General features: G+C 71.3%; 15 protein-coding genes and 1 pseudogene. 5 read left to right on the top strand and 11 right to left on the bottom strand.

Going from position 1 to position 19,099, the window contains the following annotated elements; translation table 11 throughout:
* Positions 1-30 precede the first annotated feature (30 nt).
* The 8 genes from ACFC51_RS13300 to ACFC51_RS13265 all read right to left on the bottom strand — a co-directional run bounded on the left by ACFC51_RS13300 (position 31) and on the right by ACFC51_RS13265 (position 11,238).
* Positions 31-2,211, bottom strand: a complete 2,181-nt coding sequence (locus ACFC51_RS13300) for a discoidin domain-containing protein (RefSeq protein ID WP_376370360.1) — start codon at positions 2,209-2,211, stop codon at positions 31-33.
* A gap of 246 nt (positions 2,212-2,457) precedes the next feature.
* The gene (locus tag ACFC51_RS13295) at positions 2,458-4,836 is read right to left on the bottom strand and encodes a family 43 glycosylhydrolase (RefSeq protein WP_376370358.1); all 2,379 of its coding nucleotides are present in this window, start codon (positions 4,834-4,836) and stop codon (positions 2,458-2,460) included.
* Entirely contained in the window at positions 4,833-6,344 is a 1,512-nt protein-coding gene (locus ACFC51_RS13290; protein WP_376370356.1) for a sulfatase-like hydrolase/transferase, read from the bottom strand. Before ACFC51_RS13290 ends, ACFC51_RS13295 begins: the two co-directional genes overlap by 4 nt.
* A complete protein-coding gene (locus ACFC51_RS13285; protein WP_376528571.1) occupies positions 6,341-7,324 on the bottom strand; it encodes an aliphatic sulfonate ABC transporter substrate-binding protein in 984 nt (327 codons plus the stop codon). Before ACFC51_RS13285 ends, ACFC51_RS13290 begins: the two co-directional genes overlap by 4 nt.
* Positions 7,325-7,367: 43 nt before the next feature.
* Positions 7,368-8,147, bottom strand: a complete 780-nt coding sequence (locus tag ACFC51_RS13280; protein ID WP_376528569.1) for an ABC transporter ATP-binding protein — start codon at positions 8,145-8,147, stop codon at positions 7,368-7,370.
* On the bottom strand, positions 8,144-8,977 hold the full coding sequence (locus ACFC51_RS13275; protein WP_376370351.1) for an ABC transporter permease: 834 nt from the start codon (positions 8,975-8,977) through the stop codon (positions 8,144-8,146). The genes ACFC51_RS13280 and ACFC51_RS13275 overlap by 4 nt, the downstream gene beginning before the upstream one ends.
* Positions 8,974-10,188, bottom strand: coding sequence for an ROK family protein (locus ACFC51_RS13270; protein ID WP_376370349.1), 1,215 nt, complete (start codon positions 10,186-10,188; stop codon positions 8,974-8,976). The genes ACFC51_RS13275 and ACFC51_RS13270 overlap by 4 nt, the downstream gene beginning before the upstream one ends.
* Positions 10,189-10,254: 66 nt before the next feature.
* On the bottom strand, positions 10,255-11,238 hold the full coding sequence (locus tag ACFC51_RS13265; protein ID WP_376528657.1) for a formylglycine-generating enzyme family protein: 984 nt from the start codon (positions 11,236-11,238) through the stop codon (positions 10,255-10,257).
* A 267-nt stretch (positions 11,239-11,505) separates the two neighbouring features.
* Between ACFC51_RS13265 and ACFC51_RS13260 the strand changes: the two genes are divergently transcribed.
* From ACFC51_RS13260 to ACFC51_RS13250, 3 genes and pseudogenes are all read left to right on the top strand, one after another.
* Complete coding sequence (locus tag ACFC51_RS13260) at positions 11,506-12,078, top strand: hypothetical protein (protein ID WP_376370347.1); 573 nt, start codon at positions 11,506-11,508, stop codon at positions 12,076-12,078.
* Between the two features lie 120 nt (positions 12,079-12,198).
* A complete protein-coding gene (locus ACFC51_RS13255) occupies positions 12,199-12,882 on the top strand; it encodes a class F sortase (protein WP_376370346.1) in 684 nt (227 codons plus the stop codon).
* A gap of 688 nt (positions 12,883-13,570) precedes the next feature.
* Positions 13,571-13,816, top strand: a pseudogene (locus ACFC51_RS13250) (HEAT repeat domain-containing protein); the annotation flags it as partial.
* Positions 13,817-13,961: 145 nt separating this feature from the next.
* Here ACFC51_RS13250 and ACFC51_RS13245 read toward each other — a convergent pair.
* Positions 13,962-14,537, bottom strand: coding sequence for a DNA polymerase ligase N-terminal domain-containing protein (locus ACFC51_RS13245; RefSeq protein ID WP_376528655.1), 576 nt, complete (start codon positions 14,535-14,537; stop codon positions 13,962-13,964).
* 457 nt (positions 14,538-14,994) lie between these two features.
* Here ACFC51_RS13245 and ACFC51_RS13240 point away from each other — a divergent pair, with 457 nt between their 5' ends.
* Positions 14,995-15,909, top strand: coding sequence for a family 16 glycosylhydrolase (locus ACFC51_RS13240; RefSeq protein ID WP_376414805.1), 915 nt, complete (start codon positions 14,995-14,997; stop codon positions 15,907-15,909).
* Between the two features lie 56 nt (positions 15,910-15,965).
* Positions 15,966-16,958 (top strand): aldo/keto reductase, encoded by a 993-nt coding sequence (locus ACFC51_RS13235; RefSeq protein ID WP_376528567.1) that lies wholly within the window; start codon positions 15,966-15,968, stop codon positions 16,956-16,958.
* Between the two features lie 7 nt (positions 16,959-16,965).
* Here the strand turns inward: ACFC51_RS13235 and ACFC51_RS13230 are convergent, their stop codons facing one another.
* Positions 16,966-18,147 (bottom strand): serine/threonine-protein kinase, encoded by a 1,182-nt coding sequence (locus ACFC51_RS13230; RefSeq protein WP_376380482.1) that lies wholly within the window; start codon positions 18,145-18,147, stop codon positions 16,966-16,968.
* Positions 18,148-18,387: 240 nt separating this feature from the next.
* Complete coding sequence (locus ACFC51_RS13225) at positions 18,388-19,077, bottom strand: HAD family hydrolase (RefSeq protein ID WP_376528565.1); 690 nt, start codon at positions 19,075-19,077, stop codon at positions 18,388-18,390.
* Between the last annotated feature and the right edge of the window lie 22 nt (positions 19,078-19,099).

The following is a 19,099-nucleotide window of genomic DNA, read 5'->3' as shown; positions in this document are numbered from 1 at the left end:
ATGAGCCGACTCCGCTCATCTCACCCCGGCTCAGGGAAAGGACACCACCTGGGACGGGATGGTCGACGTGCCGGATGTGGGGGACCCGGTGTTGTTGATGACGTGTTCGTACTGGCCCTGGCCGCCGAGCGAGACGACGAGCAGGTCGTGGAACTTCACCCCGGGCTTCACCGGGGCCTGGAAGCCGTGCTGCTGGCGGATGGTCGGGTCGACGTTGAAGTAGCAGTAGCTGCCCATGCCCCAGCCCTCGTGGGTGGTGACGGAGTCGCCGACCTTGTAGGCGGCGTACCCCTTGATGTCACCGTTCTGGATGGCCGCCTGGTTGGGAGCGTCGTACGCCTTCTCGTTCTGGAAGAAGATCGTCTTCCCGTTCTCGCCGTACCACTGGACGTCGTACTTGTTGAAGTGTTCGACGAACAGGCCGGTGGCCAGCACGTCGTCACCGTTGACCCGGAGTCCGTAGTCGGAGCGGTTGGTCTCCCACCCGACCCCGTCGCCGTGGTCGGCCCGCCACAGCCACGTGTGGTCGATGATCGTGTCGTCGCTGTTGACCACCATGCCGGTGGTCGCCTTGCCGGCGCCCGCGCCGCCGACGCGGACGAAGACGTCCTGGAGGCTGGTCGGGTTCGCCGAGTGGTCGGCGGCCGCGCCCTCCGGTCCGACCTGGACGAGGACCGAGGAGTTCTGGGTCCCCGCGTCGACCAGGAGTCCGGCGAGCTTGACGCCGTCGACGTCGCCGACCTTGATCGCCGTCACGCCGTTGTCCGGGATGATCGTGGCGAGGCCGAGGCCGAGGGCGACGGTGTTCGCGCGGTTGATCTCGATGGGCTCGTTGACGTGGTAGATGCCCGGGGTGAACAGCAGGTGCAGGCCCTGGCGGACGGCTGCGTTGATCGTCTGCGCGGTCGCGCCCGGCTTGACCACGTAGAACTGGCTCAGCGGGATGGACTCACCCTGCGGGGTGCCGTTCCACGAGACGCCGCGTGCGTTGGTGCGCTTGGCGGGGACGAAGACCTTGTAGGTGTTTCCGTCGAGGTAGAGGAAGGGCTTCTCGCGGGAGACCGGGGTGTTGTTGAGGGTGGTGTACGGCGGCTCGGGGAAGCTCTGGGCGGGCGCGCCCTCGACGCCGGAGAACGTCATGTTCCAGACGCCGTTGCCCCAGCTGCCGATGGAGCTGTCGCGGGTGTACCACTGCTGCTGCGAGTAGGGGCCGACCTGGCCGTCGATCTTGCTGTCGGCGATGTAGCCGCCGCTGGCCCAGCCGTAGCCGTTGGGCGCGAGGTTGAGGCCGCCCTTGACGTGCATGCGGCGGAAGGGGGCGGCCTGGGAGACGGCCCAGCGGTTGGTGCCGCTGACGGGGTTGAGGGCGAGGTTCTCGGCCGAACGCCAGAAGTTCTGGGTGGCGTTGCCGTTGAACCAGCCGGCGTCGACGGTGACGTCACCGTTGAAGGTGGTGTCGTCGGGCTTCAGGCCGAGGCCGGCGATGGAGGTGTAGAAGCCGATCTGGGCGTTGATGTTGTTGTAGGTGCCCGGCTTGAACATCAGGGCGTAGCGGCCCGTGCCGAACTGCGCGGACTCCTGCTTCTTGAAGATCTCGTCGACCTTGGCCTGGATGTTCGGCGTCGAGGGGTCGAAGACCAGGACGTTGGGGCCGAGGTCACCGCCCCCGGGGATCTGCGGGTCGCCCCCGCCGGTCGTGCCGAACACCTGGAACTCCCAGAGGGAGTGGCCGTAACCGGTGGCGCGGGCGGTGCCGGTCAGCCGGACGTAGCGCGCGGTGCCGGAGACGTTGAGGGTCTCCGTGCCACCGGGGCCGGTGGTGGTGGAGTAGGCGGTGCTCCAGGTGTTGTTGTCGGAGGAGAACTCGATCCGGTAGCCGGTCGAGTAGGCCGCCTCCCAGCGCAGCACGATCTGGCTGACCGAGGCGGCGGCGCCGAGGTCGACCTTGATCCACTGAGGGTCGGAGAAGGTGCTGGACCAGCGGGTTCCGGTGTTGCCGTCCACCGCGGCGGTTGCGGGGGTGCCGGCGTTCTCCTGGCTGGAGGCGGTGACCGTCTTCCCCTGGGAGAGGAGCGTGGGTGCCGCGCTCGCGGAGGTCTGGGGGACGAACGCGAGGAGCGAGAGGACCAGTCCGGCGATGACGGCCAGGACGCCGCTGCGTCTACCGGTCAGGGCGAGAAGGGGTCTGTGGAGGTTCGGGGGTGCGTACATCGGGGATTCTCCTGAGTCGTGGGGCGGGTACACGACGCGCACAGCCAGAGAGCGCTCTCTCCGGCTGTGCGAGATACTCCACCCTTGTTACGAACGCGTCAAGAGATGTGCAACAGCAGATGTATCAGCGCCTGTTGGCGACAAGAACTGATGACTGGCTCCCGGTGCCGGCCTCCCTTGGACCACCTCCTCGGTGACGGAACGTGAGATCTGACGGGTCATGGATTCAGGAAATGGCGGCGCGGTTCACGGTGCGGCGTACGTCCGCACGTAGTCGAACTCCGCCGTCACGCCCGAGCGGTTGTGGGAGACGAGACCGATCTTCAACTCGCCCCGGACCGGCAGCGTCCAGACGCTGCCGGCCGACCAGTGGACGCCGTCACGGCTGGTGGACGCGCGTACCTCGTGCTCCCCGTGCGCGCTGTCGCGGTGGTACGCCATCCGCAGCCACATCGTGCCGGCCGTGGGGCCCCCGAACATCGGGGCGTTGGCCACCGCGGTCGGCGGAGTGGTCGTGGGTCGCTCGCCCTCCTTGCCGAACTCGCTGACATCGAGCAGCGCGCCGTTGCCGTTGGTGAGCGGAAGGACGGAGTGGACGAGCTTGAACCAGCGGTCGTCGTTCTCGTACAGCACGAGACCGGCCTGCTGCGCGGCCCGGCCGGGGGAGAACCGGAGCTTCGTCTCGACCGTGTAGTCGCCCGTGGGTGCGTCCCTGATCAGCACCGAGGCCGTGTTGTCGCCGAGATACAGCTCGGCGTCCTGGGTCGGCCAGGAGAGCGCTCCGCCGGACACGGTGACGCCCGCCGACGGTCCGCGCACCCACTGCCAGGGGGAGCCGGCGTCCGTGCCGGGGACCGAGGCACCGTCGAACTCGTCGCTGTGTCCGGGCAGGAGACGCCCCGGTGCGGCGTCGGCGACCCGCTTCGTCACCGGCCGGTACAGGGCGGTGGCGCCCACGTTGTCCGCCGCTGCGCCCGTGCCCCGCGCGGCGGCTCCCACCGCCCCCTCGCGCACGGCTGCGGCCGGCAGGTCACGGGACTGCACGGCCACCGGGTCCCGCAGCCGGTCGCCGGACACCTCGGCCGTCAGCCGGGTGCCGCGCAGCTCGACCGACACGTTGTTCCAGGTGCCCCAGGAGAATCCGGACGGCAGCGCGGTGACCTGCTCGCCCCGGCTCCGACCGCCCACCCGTACGTCGGTGACGAGGGCGCCGCGCGCCCGGTCGAGCCAGGCCACGATCCGGTTGCCCGGATCGCGGTGGGCGACGGTGAGCCCCGCCGCGCCGTCCGCCGACGTCACCTTCAGATCGGCCTCCGCGCGCAGGTCAACGGGCACGCGTCCTGCGGCCACGAGGTACGAGGTGCTCGTGCCGGAACCGGCCGGGGTGTGCACCGCGTAGCCGCGCGCGTCCGGGTCGGTCGCCGTGGACCAGCCGGAGCCGCCCTCGGTCCGCCAGCCCTCCAGCCCGCTGCCGTTGAACGTCCCGCCGGCAACGGGAGAGGTCACCGGTGCGGTCGTCGGACCGTCCGAGGGGCCCGCGCCCGCCCGCACGACGGGCCAGCCGTCGATCCAGTCGAGCCGGTCGACGAGCATCGGGCGCCGGGTCAGCTTCAGAGTGCCGTTCGAGGCCGGGGCGAGGTCCGGGGACTCGGCGGGGATGCCGTGGTAGACCAGCCAGTCCTGACCCGCCAGGTCGGTCTGGAGCGCGTTGTGGCCGGGGCCGATCCACCGGTTCCCGTTGGCCCCTGCCACCACGCCCGCCTTGCTGGTGAGAGCCATGAGATCAGTACCCTCGTCATCGGTGAACGGGCCGGTGGGGCTGGTGGACCGGCCCACCTTGACCTGGTAACCGCTGTACGCCCCGTCGCAGCACCCGGCGTCGGAGTAGAAGAGGTAGTAGAAGCCGTCACGCCGTACGACGAAGCCGCCCTCGACCCGGCGTCCCCGCGCCACCTGCGTGACCTCTCCCACGGTCCGCGTCAGGTCGGCGTTCATCCTCGCCACGCAGATCGTGTCGTAACTGCCCCAGTACAGGTAGGGCGTGCCGTCCGTGTCCGTGAACTGCGCCTGGTCGATGTTGCCCGCCGGGCATCCGCTCGGCGAGGGCAGTACGGAGCCCCGGTCGGTCCACGGGCCCGTGGGGGTGGCGGACGTGACCAGGCCGACCGTGTTGCGCCCCGGCACGGAGTAGTAGAGGTGGTAGAGGCCGGCCGCGTAGCGCACGTCGGGTGCCCACAGACGCGAACCCTGGTGCCAGGCGGGCTTGTCCGCCGGGGTGAAGACCTCGCCCGCGTACTCCCACGCCACCATGTCCGCCGAGCGCAGGATCGGCAGCATGCGCTCGCCGTCCTCGCCCTTGCTCTGCATGACCGGGTTCTGGGTGCCGTAGGCGTACCAGAACCCGTCCTTGCCGCGGATGACCGCGGGGTCGGGGAAGGTGTCCACGGCGCCCGCGGACACCGGGTTGGTGTACGTCGCCGCGGCGGCCGGACGGCTCGGCGTGCTCACGGAGGCCGGGCCGCCCTGTGCGCCGTGCGACGGGGCGGAGGCGAGGGTGAGGATCCAGACCAGGGCAGCCGCCCCGGCCGCCCACCCGGGGATCGAGGTCCTTCGCGTGCGTCTCATGGGGTCTCCGTGAGGGTCCCGCCCGGATCCGCGGCCGCGGTCCAGGTCGTGTCATCGGTCTCGAAGGCGCTGAGGCTCGGGTCGTAGTCGGAGGCGCCGATGTCGTACATCGACGTCATCCAGTGGTAGAAGTTGTCGCCCCGGTCCCGCAGCAGCTCGTACAGCCGCCGCATCAGCCGGGCCCGTACCTCGCCGAACTCGGGGTGCGGGTAACGGTTGCAGAGCTCGTGCGGGTCCGCCACCAGGTCGTACAGCTCGTTGACCGACTCCGGGTTGACGACGAGCTTGTAGCGGTCGTCGCGGATCATCCGCTGCGGATAGGGGAAGTGGTGGCCGTGGAACTCCGCCACGAGATCGCCCGGCCAGTCGGGCCGTTCCCCCTCCACCAGCGGGACCAGACTGCGGCTGTCCACCGCCGGGGACGGGTCGCAGCCCGCCAGTTCGAGCAGGGTCGCGGTGCAGTCGGTCAGGCTGACCAGCTCGTCCCTGACCTGCGGGGCGGCCCCGGGGATCCGGATGATCCCGGGGATGCGGTAGATGTCCTCGTACATCGCCGGGCCCTTGTCGTGGAGCCGGTGCGCGCCGGTGAACTCGCCGTGGTCCGCGGTGAAGAACACCGACGTGTCCTCGCTGAGCCCCAGCTCGTCGAGCCGGGTGAGGATGCGTCCGATCTGCTCGTCGATCAGGGTGACGTAGCCCCAGTAGACGGCGATCAGCTTGCGGGTCGTCTCGATCGGGATGGTGTCGAAGGCCCAGTGCGCGCTGTAGTTGCGCTGCACGGGCGGTTTGCCCTCGAAGGTCTCGGCGACGGACGGGGGCAGCTCGACGAGGTCCGGGTCGTAGAGGTCGAAGTAGGCGTCCGGCAGCAGATAGGGCAGATGCGGGCCGAAGAAGTGCGTGGCCAGGAAGAACGGCTCGTCGCCGGCGGCGTACCGCTCCAGGTGCTCGATGGCGCGGGTGGCGAGGTAGTGCTCGAACGTCGCCTCCACCGGCTGGTGCAGCCGCGCGGCGAGCAGGTTCCCCGGGTTCCCGCCCGGTGCCGTCCCCCGGACGGGCTCCGAGATGCGGTACGGCGGGAGCCCGTTGTCCTTGAGGTACGCCAGATAGTCCGGGTGGTCGACAGGGTTGTGCCAGCCGGGCAGATCGGGGCCCTCGAAGCCGTACGACGCCGCGTTGCGGTGGGTGCCGCCGTGCCACTTGCCGATCAGGCCGAGCCGGTAGTCGCGTGCTGCCAGCGCCGCCGGGAAGGTGAAGGCGTCCTCGCGCAGGTCCTCCAGATAGCCCACGTTGCGCTCGTAGTTGGCGAGCAGCCGATGCCGGAACGGCGCCTGTCCCGTCAGCAGGCTCGCCCGCGCGGGGGTGCAGATCGCCGTGGGCGTGTAGAAGCGGTCGAAGCGTGTGCCGGTGGCCGCCAGCCGGTCCAGATTCGGCGTGGCGACGTGCGGATTGCCGTAACACCCGAGGGTGTCCACCCGGTGCTGATCGGTCATCAGGAACAGCAGGTTCACTTCTTGTACGCCTTCGAGTAGAGGTCGCCTTCGTAGTACGTGCCGGCCGCGGGGGCCTTCTCGAGCTGGCCCGTGCCGACGAAGAACTCGCCGAGGTCGTCCAGCCAGCCGTCCACCGTGCCGTCCTCGGTCTTGGCGACCAGGTCGGCCGTCGACAGCGTCTCCACGTTCGCCGCGTCGGCCGCGACCTTGGCGCGGTCCGTCTTCAGCAGCGAGGCGGCCGCGTCGATCGACTCGTCGGGATGGGCCGCCCGCCAGTCGTTGGCCTTCTGGAGGACCCTGACCACCTTGGCGTTCAGCGCGGCGTCGCTTCTGGCGGGCGCGACGAAGGCGGTGGGGAACGCCCGGTCGGTGAAGTCCGCCGTGCTGGCCACCTCCTCGAGGCCGGGCCTCTTCGCCTTGATGGTGTCGATCAGCGGGTACCAGAGGCCCGCCCCGTCGATCTGCCCGGAGACGAACGCCGAGACGACGGTGGAGGGATCCATCGGCACCTTCTCGATGTCCTTCTCCGTCATCCCGGCCTTCTGCAGCGCGAGGTCGAGCGCCATCGCACCGGACGTGCCCTCGGGCACGCCGACCTTCTTGCCCTTGAGCCCTTCGAGGGAGGTGATCCCGGGCTGGGCTATGACCCGGTCGGCGCGTGCGAGCGTGTTGACGGCGATGACCTTCGCCTTGCCGGAGGCGGGCAGCCACATGGCTCCGGGGCCGATGTAGCCGAAGTCGAGGTTGTCCGAGCCGAGTGCCTGGATCTGCAGGGGGCCGTTGGTGAACGTCTTGTACTCGGGGTCGAGGCCTTGTTCCTTCCACAGCCCCTGCTGGTCCGCGATGGCCAGGAGACTCGCTCCGTTGTAGTCGCCGATGTAGCCGAAACGGACGGTGGAGCCGCCGTCCGCGGACGAGCCGCCCGAGCATCCGGTGACGGAGAGTGCCAGGGCGGACACGGCGACGGCCGCCGTCAGGGCGCGCAGAGGTAGACGCATGACGCAGGTTCCTTAAAGGGGTTCGGGTGACGGGGTGGGGGTTTCAGGCGGCCGGGGCGGCCGGGCTCTGGTGGTAGACGGCGGTCCACACGGCGTTGCGGATCCGGGCGAACGCGGGGGAGAGGCGCATGGCCTCGGTGCGCGGGTAGGGCAGGTCCACGGGGACGACCGAGTGGATCCGGCCCGGCTTGGCGGCCATGACCACGACGCGCCTGGCGAGATACACCGCCTCGTCCACGTCGTGCGTGACGAACATGACCGTGCGCTGGTCCCGGCTCCACGTCTCCAGGAGCTGGTCCTGCATCTGGACCCGGGTCAGCGCGTCCAGCGCGCCGAAGGGCTCGTCCATCAGCAGCACCTGCGGATCGACGGCGTAGGCCCGGGCGATGGCGCAGCGCTGCTTCATCCCGCCGGACAGCGTCTTCGGGAGCGCGTCGGCGAAGTCGCCGAGCCCGACCAGCTCGATGGCGCGCTCGGCCCGCAGCTTCCGCTCGGCGGCCGCCACGGACGCCAGCTTCAGCCCGAACTCGACGTTGCCGCGTACGGTCAGCCAGGGGAACAGGGCGTACTGCTGGAAGATCACCCCCCGGTCGGGACCGGGGCCCGTGACCGGCCGGCCGTCGACGAGGACCTCGCCCGAGGTCGGCACGGCGAGCCCGGCCGCGAGGTTGAGCAGGGTGCTCTTCCCGCAGCCGGACGGGCCGACGACGGTGACGAACTCCTCGTCACCGATGTCGAGGGACACCTCGTCGAGGGCGGTGAAGACGGTCTTCTTCAGGGGGAAGGTCCGTGAGACCTTCCGGAAGGAGATCTTGGGGTTCATCGGGTCTCCTGCCAGCGGGTGAGGCGTCGTTCGGCGAGCAGCAGCAGCCGGTCCATCAGGAGACCGAGCAGGCCGATGGTGATGAGGCCGACGAAGATGGTGGGGAGGTCGTAGTAGAGCTGGGCCTTCTGCATCTGGTAGCCGAGCCCCTCCTGCGCGGCGATCAGCTCCGCGGCCACCAGGGTCCCCCAGGCGGAGCCCAGCCCGATCCGCATCCCGACGAGGATGAACGGCGCGGAGGCCGGGACGACCACCTTCAGGAAGATCGTCCCGTCGCGGGCGCCGAGCACCCGGGCGGCGTCGATGAGTGTCCGGTCGACCCCGACGACGCCCTGGAAGGCCGCCACGACGCTGGACAGGAACGCCGCCAGGAAGATCACGAAGATCTTGGGTACCTCCCCGATGCCCAGGAGCACGATGGCCAGCGGGATCATGGCCAGGGGAGGAACCGTGCGGAAGAACTGCACGTACGGCTCCAGCAGCCCGCGCGCGACCGGGTACCAGCCCATCAGGAAGCCCACGGGCACGGCCAGCAGGGTGCCCAGCGCGAAGCCGGTCAGTACGCGTCGCACACTGGCCAGCGAGTCCTCGGCCAGTGTGCCGTCCGCGATCAGCTCGCCCGCCCTGCCCGCCACGGCGGCCGGGCCGGGAAGCGCCTGGACCCCGAGCGAGGCCAGCCAGGCCCACAGGCCGACGCCCGCCACCAGGGCGAGCAGATTCAGGGCGAACGCGGGGACGCGGGTGCCGCCTTTCCGGCGGGGCTCACGGGTGTGTTCCACCGTCTCCCGGACGGGTGCGGCCCGCTTCATGGGTGTCTCCGTGGAACTCATGCGGCGTCCTCGGGAAAGTCGTCGTCGCCCGCATCCGGATAGCGGGCGAGCAGGGGGGACTCATGCAGGGCGAGGGCGACGCCGCCGAGCGCGCCCCCGGCCTCGCCCAGCCCGGAGGGCAGCAGCGTCACGCGCCCGCGGGCCAGCGGCATGACGTGCGTGTCGAGGGCTTCCTGCACGGGGGTGAGCAGTGCCTCCCCCGCCCGGGCGAGCTCGCCGCCCAGCACGATCACCCCCGGACCGACGGCGTTGACGACCCCGGCGAGGACCGTGCCCGTCCTGATCCCCGCCGCCCGCAGGACCTCGTGCGCCGCCCGGTCGCCGTTGCCCAAGGCCCGCAACAGCGTCGGGACGTCGTCCGCACGGCCGCCGAGCGCGCGGTAGGAGGCGAGGACGGGCCCGATCGACGCGATCGTCTCCAGGCACCCCCGGCCCCCGCACTCGCACGGCTCGCCCGCGGGATCGGCGGTGATGTGCCCGAGCTCGCCCGCCAGCCCGTCCACACCCCGGTGGAGCGAACCGTTCACGACCAGTCCACCGCCCACTCCGTGCGAGAGCCGCAGGTACAGGACGTCCTGGCTGGATGCGGCCGCCCCCCAGGTGGACTCCGCGAGGGCGGCGAGCCGGGTGTTGTTGTCCAGCAGGACAGGGGCGCCGAACCGCTTGCCCACCAGCCCGGCCAGGGTCGCCAGCGGCTCCTCCGGCGCGCCCGCGGCCGTGCGCACCGGCCCCACGACACCGACCCCGACCGCGCCGGTCGTCCCGAGGGAGGAGAGGCGCAGGGTGCCGCCGGCCAGTGACGCCACCAGCCGCTCCGCCAGTTCCACCCGCTTCTCCCAGGAGAGCCCGGGCGGGTGGGCCCGGCTCGCCGAACCGATCACCTCGTGCGCCACGTTGGCCGCGGCCACATGGACGGCGCGCCGGGCGAAGTCGATGCCGACGGCCTGACCGGCCGTGGGGTTGAGCGTGAGGTGCTCCACCGGCCGCCCCCGCCGGCGCGGACCCGGGTCGGCGGCGGCTGCCACGACGGCGCCGCTCGCGACCAGGGTCCCGACTATGTCGTACAGCGTGGTGCGCGACAGTCCGGCCCGGCGTCCGAGTTCGGCGCGGCTCTGTGGTCCGTGCCGCCGCAGCAGACCGAGTACGCGTTCCTCGTGCCCGCGTCTCAGCCGCGAGAGAGGTCCACCGTGTGAGTGCATGGCGCCCAGCATGATGACCGCGCGATTTTTTCGTCAATGACCCGGAAAAATATTCATGTTGCTGCAATGGCGGCGGATTCAGGCCGTGCGCACCGTACGGAAGCCGAGGTTCCCCGTGGTGCTGTCCGGTGTGTTGCCCGTACGGGCGGCCACCCGGTAGCGGTTGCAGTAGGAGCGGTGGCACAGGTAGGAGCCGCCGCGCATCACCTTGGCGTCACCCGAGCGCGGCCCGCGCGGATCGCTGCGGCGCGCGGTGGGACGGGTGACGCCCCACCAGTCCTGGCACCACTCCCAGACGTTGCCGGCCATGTTGTACAGGCCGTATCCGTTCGGCTCGTAGGCGTCGACGGGAGCGGTGCCCGCGTGACCGTCCTCGGCCGTGTTCTTCGTGGGGAAGTGCCCCTGCCAGATGTTGCAGCGGTGTTCCCCTCCCGGGGTCAGCTCGTCGCCCCACGGGTAGCGGGCCTGCACCAGGCCGCCCCTCGCCGCGTACTCCCACTCGGCCTCCGTCGGCAGCCGGGCGCCCGCCCAACGGCAGTACGCACGCGCGTCGTTCCACGAGGCATGGACCACCGGATGGTCCTCGCGGCCCTCGATCCCGCTGCCCGGCCCTTCGGGCGCGTCCCACCGGGCACCCTCCACCCCGCACCACCACGGGGTGCCGTCGGGGCGGCCGGCGCCACGCCGCAGGGCGGCCGGGAGGAACCCCGCGAAGACGTACGACCAGCCGAAGCGCTGGGCCTCCGTGACGTGACCCGTGGCCGATACGAACTCGGCGAAGCGCAGGTTGCTCACCGCGTGCGCATCGATGCGGAAGGCGGAGACCCGCACCTCGCGGACGGGACCCTCGCCGTCGCCCCGGAAGCCCTCCGGATCCTCGGTCCCCATGAGGAACGTCCCGCCGGGGAGCAGCACCGCCCCGTCGGCGGCCGCCCCGCTTCCGGCGGACGGGGCGGCCCTCTCCGCCCCCTCGCCGTGCTGCTCCGGAGGGAGGGCGGGAGCGGTCCCGGACAGGCCGTCAGACCTCCCGCGACCGGGGGAGCAGCAGCCGGCCGGTGCCATGTCGTTCATGCCGCCGATCCTACGAGCACCCTGCGGGTCCTTACACCGATGATCGTTTCCGCCCAAACCTCCGCTCGGCGTGGCGTGCCCTCCAACGGGTGACATCTGGCTCCCTGTCACACGATGGGCCCACGGAGTACCTCGAATGCGGCCTTCCCGAGTGGTGGGCCGCCGGATTTCAGCTGACGGTGGATCACGTCGCACCCGTGATCCGATGAGCCGACAACCAGCCGGTCAGCGCGGGGGTGGCGAAAGGACTGTGTATCCATGCGCTCTGCCCGCACCCTGTTCGCATCGGCCGCCGTCACGGCGGTCCTCGCGGTCTCCGTCCCCGCCGCATACGCCGTGACCTCGGCGGACGACTGGGACAAGGACAGCGGTTCCTCCGCCAGCAGCAACGACGACCGTGAGAAGCCCGACTCGTGGAAGCACGACAAGCCCGAGGGCGGTGTGCACGCCGGTGGCGGTGCGCTGGCCGGCGTGTCGGCGGACGACTGGGAGAAGGACAAGGAGTCCGGCTCCGGCAGCAACGACGACCGTGAGAAGCCGGACTCGTGGAAGCACGAGAAGCCGGAGGGCGGTGTGCACGCCGGTGGCGGTGCGCTGGCCGGCGTGTCGGCGGACGACTGGGAGAAGGACAAGGAGTCCGGCTCCGGCAGCTCGGACGGCGAGAAGACCTGGAAGCACGAGAAGCCCGAGGGTGGCGTCCACACCGGTGGCGGCGCGATGGCGCTGTCCGGCAGCGGCCTGGCCGCCGGTTCGGTGCTGATGCTCGGTGGCATCGGCGCCGTCGCGTACAAGCTGCGCCGCCGCAACGCCTCGGGTGCCGCGGCCGCCTGACGGGCGCACCGCACCACTGGATGAATCCTGTCGTGGCCGCCGCCCCTTCGCCGGGCGGTGGCCGCGCCGATTTTCCCCGTACAGCCGCCCGTCCCCCCGTACGCGAAAGGCAGCATGCGCATGGCCGCCCCGCAGCCGTCCGAACCAGATCCCGCCTCCCCTGCCCTCGGCCGTTCCCTGCTGTGGCCCGTCGCGGCGGTGGGGCTGGGCTTCCTCCTCGTCTACAACTCCTTCGACGCGTCGGCGGGAGTCCCGCCGGCCCCCGCCGTGGTGTCGCTTCCCGCGGCCCCGGCCTCACCGGCGCCTTCCGCCTCCGAGTCCACCGGTCCGCGCGAGCTGCCCCCGTCCTACCCCAAGCGGATCTCGATCAAGTCGATCGCGGTCGACGCCCCCTTCACAGCGCTGGCGATCGGGTCCTCCGGGCAGCTGGAGGCGCCGCCGGCGGACGACCCGAATCTCGCGGGCTGGTTCAAGGACGGCGCCACCCCCGGCGAGCGTGGCACCTCGGTCGTGGCAGGGCACGTCGACACGAAGACGGGTCCCGCCGTGTTCCTGCTGCTCAGCACGCTCAAGGCCGGGAACACCGTGGACATCACGCGCGAGGACGGCTCCGTCGCCACCTTCGAGGTCGACTCGGTCGAGACGTTCAGCAAGGCGGACTTCCCGGACGAGCGGGTCTACGCGGACAAGGGCACGGCCCAGTTGCGGCTCATCACCTGCGGCGGTGTCTACGACAAGAAGAAGAAGGACTACGAGGACAACGTGGTGGTCTTCGCCCACCTGGCCTCGACGAAGAGTCCCTGATGCGGCCCGCCCCTCACCCCTTGGCGCGCGGGTGGGGGGGCTCGGTGCCCGTGTGCTCCGGACCGTCGGTCCGGAGCACACGCACGAGGGGGCCGCCCCTCGGGCGGCGGCCACCGGTGCGACGCCGAGGGCTCTCCGGTTCCACCAGGAGCGCACCACCTGCTGCACCACCGTGATCCGCATGTGCGCAAGCACGTGATCGCACTCCTGGCCGCGGGCGGTTCGGGCGAGGACGCCCAGGCGGTCTCGGCGTCGGCCCCACCGATCGCCCTGACCCGGTCGAGCGACATCCGGACCGTACGCCAGGCACTGCTTCTGGGGTCTCCTGGACCTGCTGGCGGGCCGCCCCTGCTCGGCTCCCCGGAGATGACGCGGATCCGCGAGCGGCTGCGGGCCGAGGGACGCGACGGCCTCGCCGACGCGCTGCTGCTGTACGAGGGCCCGAGGTCCGCCCCTGCCACGGAGGCACCCGCCGTCCCGGCCGGCCCGCCCGCCCGGACGCGCGGAACTGCTGCGCCTGTCCCGTACAGGAGGTCCCGAACAGATCCGCAGGGCCCTCTCCCGTCTGGTCGAGGAGCACGGCGGCGGGGCACCGGACAGGGATCCCGCCCTGAGCGAGCTCATCGCTGAGCTGCTGACCCGTCCCAGGCCGAAGGTCAGGCTGCACGCCCACCGGACCTCGCGCACCATGCTGGACCGCCCGGCCCACCTGCTCCACACCGCGGCTCTGCTGGACGACCCCCAGTCCGACATCACCCGCATGGCGATCGGGACGCTCAGCCGGGCCGGCTGGGAACCCGCGGTCCCGGCGCTGGTGGCCCTGCTCGACCACACCCGGCCGACGGTCCGGGCGGAGGCCGCCGAGGGACTGCTGAGGATGGGCGGATCCGCGGTGTCCGCGCTGCGCCACGCCGCCGGCCACGCCCGTCCGGACAGGCGCTCGCGCTACACGGACGTCCTGGACCGGTTCACCGGGGACGGCCGAAGCGACCGGCTCACGGAGGACGGCCGGAAGCGACCGGCTCACGGAGGACGGCCGGAAGCGGCCCGCCTTGCAGTGAGGCCTCGGAGCGGTGGCCTCAGGGGCTGCTCTCCTGCTCCGCCACGGCGACCTGGTGGAGGGTGCGGCCGGTGCGGGCGGAACGCGCGTGGTACGGATCGGGGGTGCCGGGCCGGTCGTGGACCGCCTGACGGTCGTCGGCCTTGATCAGCAGCCAGGCCTCGGGCCCCCGGATCCCGTTCTCGTCGTCGATGTGGAAGCGGGTGAGAGCGAACTCGCCGTGCAGCTTCGCCCCGTCGAGCCAGAAGGTGGCGTGCCCGCGCTCCAGGGACTCCGCGAACGGCACGGGATCCCCCGTGAGGTCGTGGCTGGTCGGACGGTAGACGCCCTGGTCCCAGACGATCACGGTGCCGCTGCCCTGCTCGTCCTGCGGGATGACGCCCTCGAACTCGCGGTACTCCAGGGGGTGGTCGTCCGTCGGCACCGCCAGTCTCTTGTCGCTCGGGTTGTCCGAGGGGCCGCGCGGCACGGCCCAGGACTTCAGGACGCCGTCGACCTCCAGACGGAAATCGAAATGCATGCGCCGGGCGTCGTGGATCTGCACCACGAAACGCCGTGTGCTCTCGCTGTCCACGCCTGATCCTTCCGCCGGGATGCGGCGGACGGCGAGCCGCTGCCCTGACGAGGCCGCGCACCCCGCACCGTCCGTCTCTCCACTGTGCCGCCGGGGACCGTGTGCCGCACGACGACGCCCGCACGCGATCCGCTGGAAGTGCAGGTCAGCCGGTGTACCGCGCGAGCGCCGCGTCGGCCGCCGCACTCGTGAGCGGGCACGGCGGCCGGCGATACCGGCGGGGCCCCGCAGGGCTGGGACCGGGTCGAGGACGAGGGGGAGGACTGCTTCGGTACGGATGTGCATGAGTTGTCCGTTCCCTGATCCGGCGACTTCCCTCCACGGCCGTCCGGTCCGGACCAGATCCTTGACGGGGCCTCGGACCCCTGCCTTAAATCAAGTGTTGAAAGATACGCATGGGGCGCGTGCTTCATGTGTTCACCTCTCGTGCGTATCTGTCATGTGCATGACTGTCATCCCCCCACCCCGAAATGAAGTGATGACCGTGCCTTCCCCCCAACACGCCGTACGCCGTCCCTCGCGGAGGCGCCGTACGACGCTCTACGCCGCACTCTCCCTGCTCTGCTGCTCCGTGGTCATGACCGCACTTCCCGCCGGAGCCTCGGCCGCACCCGACCCCCACACGGCTGCGTCCTCCACGGCACCCAGGGCGGCGGCCGTGGCCTTCGAGGACAACTTCGACGGGGCAGCGGGCTCCGCCGTCGACGGCGGCAAGTGGCTCACCGAGACCGGCGACAACGTCAGCAACCACGAACGGCAGTACTACACCGCGGGTACCGACAACGCGGCCCTCGACGGCCAGGGCAACCTCGTCATCACCGCGCGCAAGGAGAACCCCGGCAACTACCAGTGCTGGTACGGGGCCTGCGAGTACACCTCGTCCCGGCTCAACACCTCCGGCAAGTTCACCGCGACGTACGGCCACATCGAGTCCCGGATGAAGATCCCGCGCGGTCAGGGCATCTGGCCCGCCTTCTGGATGCTGGGCGCCGACATCGGAAGCGTCGGCTGGCCCAACAGCGGTGAGATCGACATCATGGAGAACGTCGGCTTCGAACCCGGCACCGTCCACGGCACCCTGCACGGACCCGGCTACTCCGGCTCCGGAGGGATCGGCGCCGGCTACACCCTCCCCGGCGGGGCCGCCTTCGCCGACGACTTCCACACCTTCGCCGTCGACTGGGCCCCCGACTCCATCACCTGGTCCGTCGACGGCACCGTCTACCAGCGGAGGACACCCGCGGACCTCAACGGCAACACCTGGGTCTTCGACAAGCCCTTCTTCCTCATCCTCAACCTCGCCGTCGGCGGCTACTGGCCCGGCGACCCGGACGGCAGCACCGCCCTCCCGCAGCAGCTCGTGGTCGACTACGTCCGGGTGACCACCGGCTGAGCACCGGCGCGGGGGCGGCAGCGGTCACCGCCGCCGCCCCCCCGCGCCGACGTAGCATGATCCGCATGGAGCAGCGCACACTCGGCAGGACCGGCCGTGACGTATCGGTCGTAGGACAGGGCACCTGGCAGCTGGGCGGGGACTGGGGCGAGGTGCGGGAGGCCGACGCCTTCGGCGTCCTCGACGCCGCCGTCGAATCGGGAGTCACCTTCTTCGACACCGCAGACGTGTACGGCGACGGCCGCAGCGAACAGCTGATCGGCCGCTATCTGAAGGACCGGCCGGACGCGCACGTCTTCGTCGCCACCAAGATGGGCCGACGCGTCGACCAGCTTCCGGAGAACTACGTACTGGACAACTTCCGCACCTGGAACGACCGCTCGCGCGCCAACCTCGGCGTCGACACCCTCGATCTCGTCCAGCTGCACTGCCCGCCGACCGCCGTCTACTCCTCGGACGCCGTGTACGACGCCCTCGACACGCTCGTCGCCGAGCAGCGGATCGCCGCCTACGCGGTCAGCGTCGAGACATGTGCCGAAGCCCTCGCGGCGATCGCCAGGCCGGGCGTCTCCAGCGTCCAGATCATCCTGAACCCGTTCCGCCTCAAGCCCCTCGACGAGGTTCTCCCGGCGGCGGCGGAGGCCAGCGTCGGCATCATCGCACGAGTGCCGCTCGCCTCCGGGCTGCTCTCCGGGAAGTACACCGCCGACACGGTCTTCGCCCCCGAGGACCACCGCACGTACAACCGCCACGGCGAGGCGTTCGACCAGGGTGAGACGTTCTCCGGCATCGACTACGCGACCGGTGTGGCCGCCGCCGCGGAGTTCGCCGGGTTCGCTCCCGAAGGCGCCACCCCGGCAGGGACCGCGCTGCGCTGGATCATCCAGCAGCCCGGTGTCACGAGCGTCATCCCCGGTGCGCGCTCCGTGGAGCAGGCCCGGGCCAACGCGTCGGCGGCAGCACTCCCGCCGCTCCCGCAGAGCACCCTCGACGCGGTGCGCGACCTGTACGACCGACGGATCCGCGCGGAGGTCCACCCCCGCTGGTGAGCCGTGCTCAGTCGTCCTCGCCGTCGCCGTCCCCGGCGGGAGCCACCGCCGGGTCGGCAGGCGCGGGCGATTCGAGCCCGGCCGTCGGGGTGACACCGGGATCCGGGGTGTCAGCGGCTCCGGTGTCCGGAGCGAAGAGGATCGTGCCCAGGTAGACCGCCGCCAGGAAGGCGACCGTCCCGGCGACGGCGCTCGCCACGCGCGGGCGGCGGCGGATCGCCTCACCCGTGCTCATCCGGCGGGTGGTCGCGGATCTGGCCGCCGATCTGGACGCCCGGGGCGCAGGGGCCGCCCGTCTGCGGCCGGTGGCCTGCGGCAGCCGGTACGTCGACTGGCCCCCGCCGGCCGGAGCGCCCGGAGCCGGCGCGGAGGCCGCCGGGGCGGCGGACCGCCGGGACGCGGGCCTGTGCTGCGGCAGTGGCTCCGGCCGTCCGCGCCAGGCGTCCGTACGGAACCAGTCGGAGACCTGCTGCGCGGTCGGCCGGTCCTCCGGCTTCTTCGCCAGCAGGCCCAGCAGGTAGGAGTCGAAGGCGGGGGAGACGTCCACGCCCCGCTGCCTGACCGGCACCGGAGGCGTGTCCACGTGCTGGTAGAGCGTCGCGGTCGCCGTGTCCGAGCGGAACGGCGGCTGGCCGACGAGCAGTTGGTAGATGACACAGCCGAGCGAGTACATGTCGGACGCGGAATCGGCCGTCCGCCCGAGGGCCCGCTCGGGAGCCAGGTACAGGCTCGTGCCGACGATGTGGCCGGCCGTCGTCAGCGCCGTCGACGGATCGTCGACGAACTGGGCGATGCCGAAGTCCCCGATCTTCACGGACCCGTCGGCATCCAGCATCAGGTTGCCCGGCTTGATGTCACGGTGCACGATGCCCTGCCGGTGCGCGGCGGCGAGGCCGGCCGCGGCCTCACCGGCGATCCGGGCGACCTGCTCGGGACGGACCGTCTCCTCGGCCTCCAGCAGGTCCCCGAGGCTCCTGCCCTCGACCAGCTCCATCACCAGATAGAAGCGGTCCTCCCACGAGCCGAAGTCGAACACGGCCACCAGATGAGGGTGGCTCAGACGCGCGGCGGTCTGCGCCTCCAGACGGAAGCGCGCGGTCGACGAGGCGTCGGCCTGGTCGCCCAGCAGCAGCTTCACCGCCACGGCACGCCCCAGCACTTCGTCGGTGGCACGCCACACCTCACCCATACCGCCACGGCCGATGGGGGATATCAGCCGGTACCGTCCAGCAACCAGCACCTGTGCACACCACTCTCGAATTGTGAACCGCTCGACTGCCGCGGCGGCGACCTGAACGGGCTCATCGCCTCGGTACGGTGCGTCGGGGTGCGCGGCATGATCAGGATATCCGTCCCCCGGGCCTCCGCTCGCCCCGCCCGGGAACAGGGAGCCGAATCCGGCCAATCGGCGGAGCCGACCGGCCTGTTCTCACCCTGTGGAGAGCCAGTCGAGCACCGCGGCGGCCGTGAATTCCGGCTGCCCGCCCGGGAAGAACAGCTCCGCCTGCGCGAACGCCGCCCCGTCCCCGGCCGCTTCGCTGTCGGGGACCGCGACGCAGCGCATCCCGGCCGCGTGCGCGGCCCGGACTCCCGGGACCGCGTCCTCCAGGACGACACAGGACTCCGGCGCCACACCCAGCCGCCGCGCCGCCTCCAGGAACACGTCGGGCTCCGGCTTGCCGTGCGCCACCTCCTCGGCGGACACGTACAGGGGGATGTAGGCGTCGAGCCCCGTGACCGCGAGCGTGGCCGCGATGGCGGCCCTGGACGACCCCGACGCCACTGCCATCGGCACCCCGTGCTCGTGCAGCCGCTCGACGAGGACGCGCATCTCGGGGAAGGCGGTGGTGGACGCGCCGGCGAGCTCCAGATAGAGGGCGTTCTTACCGGCCAGCAGCTCGTCGACCGGTGCCTGGATCCCGTACTCCTGCCGCAGGACGGTGAGGGTCTCACGGGTGCCGATCCCGATGAAGCGGGTGTGGTTCTCCCAGCTGAAATCCCGCACCCCGTAGCGGGCGAGAAGCCGGCGCCCCGCCTCGTAGTAGTTCGGCTCGCTGTCGATGAGGGTGCCGTCGAGATCGAAGAGGACCGACGGGGCGGGCGCAGGCTGGATCTTCATGGCGTCCAGCATGCCCGACGGT

The sequence above is a fragment of the Streptomyces sp. NPDC055962 genome, assembly GCF_042270185.1.
Lineage (GTDB): Bacteria > Actinomycetota > Actinomycetes > Streptomycetales > Streptomycetaceae > Streptomyces.
Note: the sequence above shows the minus strand (reverse complement) of the source record. Positions and strands in the feature narration are given on the sequence as shown.